This window comes from Neotamlana nanhaiensis, assembly GCF_000943555.1.
Taxonomy (GTDB): domain Bacteria; phylum Bacteroidota; class Bacteroidia; order Flavobacteriales; family Flavobacteriaceae; genus Neotamlana; species Neotamlana nanhaiensis.
The window spans coordinates 15679-28324 of sequence record NZ_JTDV01000016.1; the positions used below are offsets into that span (position 1 = coordinate 15679).

Here is a 12646-nt window from a genome sequence, read left to right on the forward strand (position 1 = left end):
CTTACACAAGGCGGGTATTATAAACGCGAAAAAGGTAAAAAGCAAATGCTGTGAAAAATACAAAAAGGGCGAAAATAAACGTTGTGGCAAATGCCCGTGTTTCGATTTGCTAAAAAAGGTCGCTTAACACCTCTTCTTAAAGCGGTTTATATTTCATTTTAATTATAATCTCCATACGGATGGCGATACCAATGCTCAATTTGCGCAAGACTATCATTTTTTATGTACTGCAGCTTAATGCGGTTTGGTGTAATTTCTAATAATTTATAACGATTTTGGTCACCCGAAGCTGTCTTTGTAGTAAGTACCGAATCACTTTGATTAACACACCAAGTTATTCCCCAAATTTTACTATTGTCGGTGCCTCGGTATCTGTATTTCAGGTTTGCGCTTAATAAATGGAATCGTCCATAAAGCACTAATCCATCAACATACCTTATTGAACTCCATTTTCCAACCAATTGTTTTTCAAGTGTATTTCGGTTTACAAGTTCGTTCATTACCGATTCTTCACGTTCTTTCTCTGTGGGCAAAAACAGTTTCAGAAAAATGATTAAACCAGCAATACCAACTAAAACTAATAGTCTTGGAAATTTCATTTTAAAAAAGTGCGAATTTTAATTTCGGTTAATATCTCATTCTAACATATTGAACTGCTGCTCTAATTAATAAAAAAGGTAAAATGATGAGTACTGAGCCAAATAAGTTAGTTGGTGTAAAAGTTTCAGGGAAATTACGAACCACAAAAAACATAAATATAACGCCTAGAATGATGGACACATGAAGCACGAGCATATTTGGGGTAAAAACTCCAAAACTTACTTTTACAGGTTGATCTGAGCTGTGTATCATAATGCGTTCTATAATTACGAATATTAGGTTGATATTGAAAAACCAATTCCTGAAAAACAGTATTTTCATGTTTATTAAAATGAGTGTATCATTGTTCCAATTTGCCATAAATGCAAAAAACACAACAATAAAAATGAAGTAAACACCCATTTGAATAAAAGAACCAAAAATTGATGTGGATTGGTTACCAACAAGCACTGCATTTTTGTTTCTTTTGAAAAGAATTCTATCAATAATTATTCTAATAAGCTCGTTCCACCAAAAGAAGAAAAGAACATAAAACACAGTTGTTTGTCCGTTCCATATCGACAGCGCTGTTAGAAGCGTAAACACCAAAAAGTCCCATTGTGCATAATGTTTTAAGGGTTTGTCTAATAATGTGTTTAGATAACTCATGTCTAGTTTATTAAATGATTACATTGCTTTTACAGCTTCTAGCATGTCTTGAAACTTATGTAGGACGGCATCTTCGTATGCGGTGTTTCCTAAAATTTCGCCATTAGCTAGTGTGGTTTTATAAAACCGAATTCCTGCAATAGTATTTGTGTTTAAATCGATATGTGCTTCCGCGTAAGCTATTTTGTGGTTTTGTTTGTCGGTTATGTATTCAAACAGAACTACTTCTGTAAGTTGAAGTTTGTCTTTGTTTTTTGAGTAAAATTGAAGTGTTTGGTTAGAGTAGGATTCTAACCCAAAAGGTAAATTATCTTTAGGCGCTTCTTTGTTGAAACGCTGCATGCCTTTTAGAAGCCTTTCCGTTGTTTTTTCGTCTTCAGTTAAATTAAATTTTAAAATTAGGTTGTCTAAATAGGTGCTGACTTTAAAATTGCTTTGCGGTTCAACGTACGAAGTTATTTCCTTATTTTCTAAATAAAAACTGTTAGTTATAACATCAGGCTGGTTGTTTTTCTTTAGGGTTTTTGTAGTTTTATAAAGATTACCTTGTTCTGAATAAAAATACTTAATTGTGGTTAGCGAATTATATTTATGGGCTATGGTTTCCTTCAATCTACCATTCTCGAAGGTAAAATTAATTTGATTTTTTTGACCATTTTTAAAAATTATGGTTTCTTTTTCAAGCTCGTTTTTTGCATTGTATTTGTAAGTGTGTTTTTTGTTTACTGATGCGTCATTGCTTTGAAAAATACGTTTGTTCAGTTTGCCTTTTTTGTAGCTGCTTTTTGTTAGCAACCATGTTTTCTCCTGTAAATTTTCCGTTAGAGAGCTTTCAATAAAGCCATTTTTAGTGAATTGATGTGCAGATTTTTCTTTTGGTTGTTTATTGAGGTTGTAATAAACAGATTCAACCTTTGAAACTGCATTTTCAAAACCATAATTCTTGTAACTAATACTAGGAAGCGATTGCGCAATTACATTTAAACCCAGAAATAATAGGCTAGCAGATAGTAATTTAATTTTTAGGGACATATTGTTCTTTAAGTTTATATTGGCTAGTAAATCTTTTAGATTCTTCTCGAATAAATGTGCGCTCTTCATTACTTAATTCAGATAAAATGTTTTTTGTATGCGCTCTAGCATATGGGTTGGGTATGTTAATTAAATATCTGTGAGCCACAACTTTGTCTAATTGATAAAGCCGTTTAAATAGTGATGCATGATCTTTGTTTAATCTGTCGATGCTTATTTTTTGTGCAAGATTATTGTGTTGGTTAACTACTATTTGTTTAAACTCAGATTTGTTTTTATAGAAGGTGCTTATGTATAACTTTGTTAAGCTTAGCATAGCACGATCTATTTGTTCGGAAGCATTTGTATTGTGGCTATTAGTAGTTGTAGTAGCTTTTGGTGTGTAAATATTAGAATAGTCAACAACTAACGCTCCGTTTTTAAATTCGCCATAAGTTTTTTTGAATGTTTTTCTATCGGTTTTTACGGCTAGACCTGATAATTGTCCATTGTGGGCAAATGCTCCGTTATAGATGTACGTGCTTGTTGCAAACATACCAGCGTAATTAATTTTTCCTTGGCTGTCCCAATCGCCTACATAGAAGTTACCATTCTTTTTCCATTTATAGCCACCTACTTTGTAGGGCTTTCCGTTTTTAAAGAATCCAGAATAAACATCGCCTTGATTGTATTTAATAACTCCGTATCCGTTTTGGCAATTACCCAAACAATTATCTCCAGTTGTTTTTTTGTTTAAATAATCGGTTAACAAATTGGTGGTTAATTTGCCTTGGGTATAAATACCTGCTTGACTTAATTTGTTGTTTTTATAGTAATAGCCATAGCCATCTTGTTTGCCGTCTTTCCAATGCCCATAGTATTGTTCGTTTGTTGATTTCCATTCATATGTTCCAAATCCACTTCGCTGCCCGTTATAAAAATTACCACTATAAATATCACCATTGGCATAAAGAAACTGTCCATATCCATGGAATTTACTGTTTTTAAAGAAACCTTCTATTTTTGCTCCACTTTCAAATTCATAAGTACCGTAACCGTCTTTACAATTTCCTGAAATACACGGGGAGGTTGTTTTTGTAGTTGCAGTTAGCTCGGGTTTATTTTGACTGATGATATCTGTAGTTGCATCAAAATATCTGGCAGGAAGCCATTCGTTTTTTTGGGCATACTTATAGGATGATAGCGTTATTTTTGTATCATCTGGTAAAGTTACTACCTGATCAAAAGTTGTTGTATAGGTTATCTCTTTTACTTCATTTTGTATTTTGCCTTTAACAACTAAATAGAAATATGTTTTATCATTTTTATCATATTTATAATAAAAAAAGTGACTACTAGGTGTTTTGCTGTGCTTTAAAAGTTTGCCGTTTAAATAAGCTTTATTACTGTCTATATCATAATATATAAGAGTTTTTGTGTCGTAATATTTGTTTTTCGAAGCGTAAACAATACGGTCTCCTTTTGTGGTTTTACTCATACTTTTTTTTGCGTCTGTAAAAACGGGTACGCCTTGATAATATGGGGCAAAACTCGCGTTTAATTTATGCATCATAACATCGGAGTTTGGTAAAACCATTTCTGCTTTTAAGCGGCTTGTTGGCTTTCTGTCTTTGGCATGAGAACCTTTTACGGTGTAATAGGAATGTGAAAAAACATCATATAACTGTATATCTTCCGTTTCTGGTAGTTTGCTCCAACTAATATCGTTGGCTACTTTGCCATTTCTAAAAATAGATACAGGATAAGCTTTATCGGGATACACCGAACCGAATGTAATTTCGTTCTTTTTTTCAAGCTCGCTATAGTATTGAATTGGGGTTGTAAAAACATTTGTAATGCCGTTCGACTGTTTGTAGGTTTGCTCTATTGGGTTTCCTTTTTCATCAAACTTATAAAATATTTCAGTGGTAATATTTGGGGTATATCCGCCTTCGGTTTTTACTAGCCATCCATTTTTATAGGTATTTATGTAAGTTAATTCTTTGTTTTTATTTTTTGAAGTGTATTGTATCTGTAGCGCATCATTTAATAAGTTATATTGATAGGCTATAGTTTTAAGGTCTCCATTTTGGTTGATTTCCTCAAAAATCAGCCTATTTTTATTATCGTAAGTGTATTTTGTAATGCTGTGTTTTGTATTATAAACATGATCGTTGCTAACAATTAAACCGTTTTCATAAACAAAGGTTTCTGTAGCACCACCAAAGTAACGTATTTTAGTAATGTAACCAGCTTCATTAACTGTATAGGTATGGCCACCATTACCTTTTAAAATACCGTTTTCATAATTATAGTGTAGAGTAGATTTTATGCAATGCCCTGATCTACTAAAAACAGGCATGTTTTTGAAGCCATCTTTAAAACCTGCCGAATAAACATCGCCTTTTAAATTAAAATGCTCTAGTTTGTATTTAAAAGCAATAGGATTTAGTGGTGCATTTACAAAATCTACTTTTTGAGAATAAGCATTAAATGCTAAGAGTAGTGTAATTAAGAAACTTAAACCTTTCAGAGTTTTCATAAAAAATACGTGTTGTTGAGGGAAACAAAACTACTTTTTAATGAAACAGGAAGTAATACGATGAATGTCGTATATTTTAATAAAGTAACTTTCTATATTTGCTTTTTTACAGAATAAGAACACCTTTTATGTTAATAACCGATTATATTTTCTCGCATACCCAACTGCCCAAAACCGCCATACAAAACACCATTAATTTACTTAATGATGCGTGTACTGTACCGTTTATTTCCCGATACCGGAAAGAAGCCACAGGAAATTTAGATGAAGTACAAATAGGCGACATTGTAAAATATAAAGAGCAGTTTGAAGCTTTAGAAAAACGAAAAGCCGCCATTTTAAAAGCCCTTGAAGAACAAGATGTTTTAACCCCCGAATTGCAACAAAAAATTGAATCCACTCAAGATGCTACGGCCTTAGAAGATTTGTATTTGCCCTACAAGAAAAGCCGAAAAACTAAAGCAGAAAAAGCGCGCCAATTAGGTTTAGAACCTTTGGCTAAAATAATAATGAGCCAAAATGCAAGAGATGTAGAGTCGGTGGCATTTCGTTATGTAAAAGGTGAGGTAAATTCTGCCGAAGACGCTCTAGAAGGTGCGCGCCATATTATAGCCGAATGGATAAACGAGCGTACCGATATTCGTAACAACATTCGTTATCAACTTGAGCGTTTCGCCATTATTTCAACAAAGGTTGTAAAAACTAAAGAGCACGAAGAAGATGCTCAAAAGTTTAAAGATTATTTTGGTTGGGAAGAATCGCTTAACAGAATACCATCACACCGTTTATTAGCTATTTTAAGAGCTGAAGGTGAGGGTTTTATTCGTGTAAAAATTGAAATTGATGACGATAGAGCACTAAATAAAATAGAACAGCGTCTTATAAAATCGAATAACGATTGCGCAGAACAAATCGAGCTAGCCATAAAAGATGCTTACAAGCGTTTGCTTTTACCATCGTTAAGTAACGAAGCTTTGCAAAACGCCAAACAAAAAGCCGATGCTTCGGCCATAACCGTTTTCGCAAAAAACTTAAAACAATTGTTACTAGGTTCGCCATTAGGCGAAAAACGTATTTTAGCTATCGATCCAGGGTTTCGTACCGGTTGTAAGTTGGTTTGTTTAGATGCGCAAGGGCAGTTAAAACACAACGAAACTATTTATCCGCATCCGCCAAAAAATGATAGTACGGGCGCTATTAAAAAAATCAGCTCATTAACCGAAGCTTATAAAATTGAAGCCATTGCCATTGGGAATGGAACCGCATCGCGTGAAACTGAGGCGTTAGTTCGAAAAATTAGGTTTAAAAACGATATTCAGGTATTTGTGGTAAGTGAAGCGGGTGCGAGTATTTATTCAGCATCAAAAATTGCACGCGACGAGTTTCCAAATTACGATGTTACGGTACGTGGAGCAGTGTCTATTGGTCGCCGTTTGCAAGATCCGTTGGCAGAATTGGTTAAAATTGAAGCCAAAAGTATTGGTGTTGGGCAATATCAGCACGATGTAGATCAAACCAAACTAAAAAACGAACTCGATACTGTTGTAGAGCATTGTGTAAATGCTGTTGGCGTAAACTTAAATACGGCCAGTAAAAGTTTGCTGAGTTATGTGTCTGGAATCGGACCAAAACTAGCCGAAAATATTGTAGCTTATCGGGATACGCATGGTGCATTTGCATCGCGAACCGATTTAAAAAACGTGCCGCGTTTAGGAGGAAAAGCCTTCGAGCAAGGTTCGGCGTTTCTTAGAATAAAAGATGCTAAAAATCCGTTAGATGATTCTGCGGTGCATCCAGAAAGCTATCATATTGTAAAAACTATTGCAAAAAATGAAGGTAAAACAGTTGATGCACTTATTGGTAATTCGCAAGTGTTGCAAAGCATCAATTTAAAACAATATGCTTCAGATAAAGTAGGGTTGCCAACCCTTCAAGATATTGTAAAAGAGCTTGAAAAACCTGGGTTAGATATTCGCGAGCAAGCTAAAGTGTTCAGCTTTAATCAAAATATAAAAACCATTACCGATGTACAACCGGGACAGCTGCTACCAGGTATTGTAAACAACGTTACTAATTTTGGTGCTTTTGTCGATATTGGTATTAAGGAAAGTGGTTTAATTCATATTTCAAACCTATCCGATGGTTTTGTCAGCGATGTAAACGAGCATATCAGTCTGCATCAGCAGGTAATAGTTAAAGTTTTAGAGGTAGATCTTCCGCGAAAGCGTATTCAATTAAAATTGCATAAATAAAAAAACGCGTTCTTGTATTAAGAACGCGCTTTTTTATTATAAAACAAATGAAGTTATTATTTGTTCATATTTTTCATTTCATCAGTAAAAGTATCTAAATCAACACCGTTGCTTACTAATGTTAATGCTTTGTCAACAATATATTTTACATTTTCAGGATGAAATCCTAAGCCAACTGCAATTTTTCTAAGCAAGCTAATTTCATCCTCATCTTTAATATGGTCAACATAAACCATTCTTGCTAAATCATATAAACGCTCTAATCTTAAATCATAAGAATGAGGGGCGTTAATAGGGTGTTTTTTGTAATCTTTTAAAATAGCGGCATAGTCTACTTCGCTAATATTTAAATTACGAGCTAATCTATCTAAAAACGCTTTTTCTCCGTCGGTTATAATACCATCGTCCATGGCTACACGAACAATAGCTGCGAAATGGTCTTCATTACGTTTTTTAAAACCACTATCAAATAAATCTGAAAACGACATAATTATCAATTTTTTAAGTGTTGCAAACCTACATATTTTTTTAATAATTTAACCTAAAAATTTTAAATTTTGGGCGTTACCACAAGGGGCGGGCTTTCGCTACTCGCTGCCTCCTGCGTCGGCGAGCTCAAACATGCCGCTCAATCCCTAACGCAAATTAAATCCGTAAACCATGCATTTTAATACAGTATTATACTAAAAATAAAGTACATGCCTTATCTTTGCAACTTTAAAAACACAATTAGGTGAGTAAAACCCATATCTCTCAAGCCTATTTACAGGTTTTGCAATCGCATAATCTGCACGATGCTATTGCCCAAACTCAAACAAAAACACATTTAAAAGGTCTTGTAGGTTCTGCATTATCATTTGTTTTAGCAAATGCTTTTAAGCAAGCAAAAAAGCCGTTTTTACTGGTTTTTGATGATAAAGAAGAAGCTGCACATTACCTGAACGATTTCGAGCAACTTTGCGATAAGCCAGATGTACTTTTTTACCCAGGAAGTTACCGCAGACCATACGAAATTGAGGAAACCGATAACGCCAATGTATTATTGCGTGCCGAGGTTTTAAATCGCATTAATTCGCAAAAAAAACCGGCCTTAATTGTAACCTATCCCGATGCGCTTTTCGAGCAAGTGGTAACCCGAAAAGAGTTAGAGCGCAATACACTAAAAATTGCGGTAAGCGATAATTTGTCTATCGATTTTGTAAACGAAGTCCTTTTCGAGTACAAGTTTAAACGTGTGGATTTTGTAACCGAACCTGGAGAATTCTCGGTACGCGGTGGTATTGTAGATGTGTTTTCGTTTAGTAACGACGAGCCGTATCGAATCGAGTTTTTTGGCGATGAGGTCGATACCATTCGAACCTTCGATGTTGAAACGCAGCTGTCCATAAATCAGCTTAAAAAAATCAATATTATTCCCAATGTGGCGAATAAAATGGTGGAAGAAAAACGCCAAAGCTTCCTAAAATACGTGGCTCAAAAAACAGTTGTAGGCATAAAAAATGCAGATTTATTGTTTTCGAGAATCGACGATTTTTATGGTAAAGCTGTAGACGCTTTCGCAAACCTTTCAAAAGATATAAAACACGCTAAACCTAACGAGTTATTTTGCGATGCTTCGTTATTAAAAAAGCAGTTGTTAGATTTTACACTTGTTGAGTTTGGTAATTCGGCAGTTATGCTGAACAAAATAGAAACTTCGCAGAATACTTTCTTAGAGTTTAACACAACACCGCAACCATCATTTAACAAACAATTTAATTTATTAATTGAAGATTTAAATAGCAATCATAACAAAGGCTACACCAACTATATTGCCTGCGTAAGTGAGCAACAAGCCAAACGTTTTCACGACATTTTCGACGATTCAAATCTTGAGGTTAGTCCGTATAATACCATAATCGTATCGCTTCATCAGGGTTTTATAGATCATGAAAATAAAATAGTTTGTTATACCGATCATGAAATTTTTGAGCGCTATCATAAATTTCACATTAAAAATGGCTATGCTAAAAAGCAAGCTATAAGTTTAAAAGAGCTTACTAATTTAGAAATTGGCGACTACGTAACACACATCGATCATGGTGTTGGACGTTTTGGAGGCTTACAAAAAATAGATGTAGAAGGTAATAAACAAGAAGCCATAAAATTGGTGTATGGCGAGCGCGATGTACTGTATTTAAGCATTCATTCTTTGCACAAAATCACCAAGTTTAATGGTAAAGATGGTAAGCCACCTAAAATTTATAAATTAGGCAGTACCGCTTGGAAAAAACTGAAACAAAAAACTAAAGCACGTGTAAAACATGTCGCTTTCAACTTAATAAAACTCTACGCGAAACGTAAAACCGAAAAAGGCTTTCAATACCAACCCGATAGTTATTTACAACACGAATTAGAAGCCTCTTTTATTTACGAAGACACGCCTGACCAAAGTACTGCAACAGCCGATATTAAAGCCGATATGGAAAGCGAGCGCCCCATGGACAGATTGGTTTGTGGCGATGTTGGTTTTGGTAAAACCGAGGTGGCTATTCGAGCCGCATTTAAAGCGGTAGATAATGGCAAACAAGTAGCTGTTTTGGTACCAACAACCATTTTGGCTTATCAGCATGCTCGAACCTTTAGAAAGCGTTTAGAAGATTTCCCGGTAACTGTAGATTATGTCAACCGTTTTAGAACGGCAAAGCAAAAACGTGAGACTTTAGAGCAGCTCGAAAAAGGCACTGTGGATATTATTATTGGAACGCATCAATTAGTAAATAAAAACGTAAAGTTTAAAGATTTAGGCCTTTTAATTGTAGACGAAGAACAAAAATTTGGGGTTGCTGTAAAAGAAAAGCTTAAGACCATAAAAGAAAATGTAGATGTGTTAACGCTAACCGCAACGCCAATACCACGAACGCTTCAGTTTAGTTTAATGGCAGCGCGTGACTTATCGGTTATTACAACACCACCGCCAAACCGTTATCCAATCGAAAGTCACGTAATTCGTTTTAACGAAGAAACCATTCGAGATGCGGTAAGTTATGAGATAGAACGCGGCGGACAAATATTTTTCATTCATAATCGTATTGAAAATATTAAAGAAGTAGCAGGCATGATTCAACGTTTGGTACCCGATGCTAAAGTAGCCGTTGGACATGGGCAAATGGATGGTAAAAAACTCGAAGAACTCATGTTGCAATTTATGGATGGCGCTTTTGATGTGTTGGTAAGTACAACAATTATTGAAAGTGGCCTCGATGTGCCAAATGCCAACACCATTTTTATTAATAACGCCAATAATTTTGGCTTGAGCGATTTGCACCAAATGCGTGGTCGTGTAGGGCGTAGCAACAAAAAAGCCTTCTGTTATTTTATTACGCCAGAGTATTCGGCAATGACTGAAGATGCCAGAAAACGAATTACAGCTTTATCCCAATTTACCGAGCTTGGTAGTGGTTTTAATATTGCTATGAAGGATTTAGAAATTCGTGGTGCAGGCGATTTATTGGGCGGTGAACAAAGCGGATTTATAAATGAAATTGGTTTCGATACCTATCAAAAAATATTAAACGAAGCTATTGAAGAATTAAAGGAAAACGAATTTAAAGATTTATACGACGAACCTGAAGAAAACAAGGTTTACGTAAAAGATGTTACCATTGATACCGATTTCGAGCTCCTTTTCCCAGATAATTACGTAAATAATATTGCAGAGCGTTTAAGTTTGTACACTCAACTTAACGAATTGAAAACAGACGAAGAATTACAAAAGTTCGAAGCTAATTTAATTGATAGATTTGGCGAATTACCACAACAAGTGACCGATTTATTAAACAGTGTCCAAATAAAGTGGCTGGCAACCAAAATTGGTTTCGAAAAAGTGGTGATGAAGCAAAACAAATTAATAGGGTATTTTATTAACGATCAGCAAAGTAGTTTTTATCAAAGTACTAATTTTACTAACGTGTTACAGTTTGTACAAAAACACCCTGAAGCTTGTAAAATGAAGGAAAAACAAACCCGAAACGGATTGCGATTATTGCTTACGTTTAACAACATAAAAACTGTAAAACAGGCGTTAAACGCATTAAAACCTATTGCTGCTTAATTATTGAATTAATAATTTTACGTGATACTGAATTTGTTTTAGCATCAAACTTAAAAAGAAGATTACCAACATACCAAAAGAATCAATATAAATGAAACGCATATTTTTTCTCTTCATTTTTTTACCCAATATGTTGTTGGCGCAACATACTATAAAAGGGGTTTTTTCGCCTGCGGGAGAGTTTCGCGCTACTATTTTGTATAAAGTAACACCAACAGTTTCGGAGTATGTGGCGAGTTATGAATTGGAGAAGGACGGATCGTTCGAAATACAATTAGATTCAACAGTAACAAAAGGGATGTATCGCTTGGTTTATGCGTTACCACAAGAAGATTATAATTTCGATATTATTTACAACGGAAAAGAAAATATTGAACTAACCTTTAATTCTGAAACAGGCGTAACTTTTGTAAAATCTATCGAAAACAAATTGCTTACCTCTTATACCAATAGCATGTCTATGATTACACAGAGTTTAAGTAATTATTATGGTAGTCAAAGTAAAGATACAACGGCTTTAAAATCTATTTTTAAAACCCAAAAGGAAACTCAAACTAATTTTGAAAAAGCGGCTCAAAACACCATTGCATTACATTTTATTAAAGCCAATAAACCTTATATTCCAACAAAAGTTGAAAATGTTAAAACCTATATTGGTAATTTAAGGAAACACTATTTCGATAATATCGATTTTGCAAATACTACCCTTCAAAGTTCTAATTTTTTAGATGAAAAAATGCTGAATTACGTTTTTGGAATGAGTGATGAAACCAAAGACGATATTACCAATTATAAACAAAACATAAGTGTATTTTGTAAGGCCATGCAGAAGGTGCCTGTAAAAACTAAACGTATCATGTTGGTCGATTTATGGCAACAAATGGTTGATTTAGGAATAGAACCTGTGGCTAACTATATTTCTGAAAATTATTTAATGAATATTGCCGTAGAGCTTAACGATCAAGAGCTTTTACACACTTTAATTCTGTACAAAAACCTATCGAATGGTAGTGTAGCTCCCGATTTTTCAATTGAGTTTAAAAAAGAAAGTACAGTAACCACCAAAAAGTTAAGCGAATTAAAGCTGGCTGAAAATTACGTTATTGTATTTTGGAGTAGCACGTGTTCGCATTGTTTAGATGAAATCCCTCAGTTACATAAATTGGTAAAAACTTACGAAAAAGGTAAAGTAAAAGTAATTGCGATTGGTTTAGAAGATCAAATTTATGGTTGGAAAACCCTAACTTACAATTATCCTGAGTTTATTCATGTGTATGGTGAAGGCAAATGGGATAATCAAATTGGTAACGATTATGGTGTTACAGCAACACCAACTTATTTTATACTTGATAAAGACAAAAAAATTATTACCAAACCAGAAGATTTTGAGGCTTTAAAACTGTTTTTTGAAGGAGAAGAGTAATTAAAATGTCATAACGAGGAGTGGACGTGGTTATCTTTCGGTTTTGAGATCCTGAAACAAGTTCAGGATGACATAAG

General features: G+C 34.4%; 8 protein-coding genes. 3 read left to right on the forward strand and 5 right to left on the reverse strand.

The genetic code is table 11. The features are described from left to right. Positions 1–158: 158 nt before the first annotated feature. From PK35_RS15335 to PK35_RS15350, 4 genes are read right to left on the reverse strand one after another with little or no spacing between them, the layout of a single operon-like run. Positions 159–599 (reverse strand): hypothetical protein, encoded by a 441-nt coding sequence (locus tag PK35_RS15335; RefSeq protein ID WP_044627458.1) that lies wholly within the window; start codon positions 597–599, stop codon positions 159–161. Positions 600–627: 28 nt separating this feature from the next. Continuing rightward, positions 628–1248, reverse strand: a complete 621-nt coding sequence (locus PK35_RS15340; protein ID WP_044627459.1) for a hypothetical protein — start codon at positions 1246–1248, stop codon at positions 628–630. Positions 1249–1266: 18 nt separating this feature from the next. Then, positions 1267–2280: a hypothetical protein gene (locus PK35_RS15345; protein WP_044627460.1), complete on the reverse strand. Its 1014-nt coding sequence runs from the start codon at positions 2278–2280 to the stop codon at positions 1267–1269. Next, positions 2264–4801 carry a hypothetical protein gene (locus PK35_RS15350; RefSeq protein WP_044627461.1) on the reverse strand — a complete coding sequence of 846 codons (2538 nt, stop codon included), beginning with the start codon at positions 4799–4801 and terminating at the stop codon, positions 2264–2266. Before PK35_RS15350 ends, PK35_RS15345 begins: the two co-directional genes overlap by 17 nt. A gap of 128 nt (positions 4802–4929) precedes the next feature. On the opposite strand from PK35_RS15350, the gene PK35_RS15355 reads away from it, so the two are divergent. Beyond that, entirely contained in the window at positions 4930–7053 is a 2124-nt protein-coding gene (locus tag PK35_RS15355; protein WP_044627462.1) for a Tex family protein, read from the forward strand. Positions 7054–7109: 56 nt separating this feature from the next. Here the strand turns inward: PK35_RS15355 and PK35_RS15360 are convergent, their stop codons facing one another. Then, positions 7110–7541, reverse strand: coding sequence for a tellurite resistance TerB family protein (locus tag PK35_RS15360; protein WP_044627463.1), 432 nt, complete (start codon positions 7539–7541; stop codon positions 7110–7112). A 245-nt stretch (positions 7542–7786) separates the two neighbouring features. Between PK35_RS15360 and mfd the strand changes: the two genes are divergently transcribed. Continuing rightward, positions 7787–11146, forward strand: coding sequence for a transcription-repair coupling factor (gene mfd / locus PK35_RS15365; protein ID WP_044627464.1), 3360 nt, complete (start codon positions 7787–7789; stop codon positions 11144–11146). Positions 11147–11237: 91 nt separating this feature from the next. Beyond that, positions 11238–12569, forward strand: coding sequence for a TlpA family protein disulfide reductase (locus PK35_RS15370; RefSeq protein ID WP_044627465.1), 1332 nt, complete (start codon positions 11238–11240; stop codon positions 12567–12569). The last annotated feature ends 77 nt before the right edge of the window (positions 12570–12646 follow it).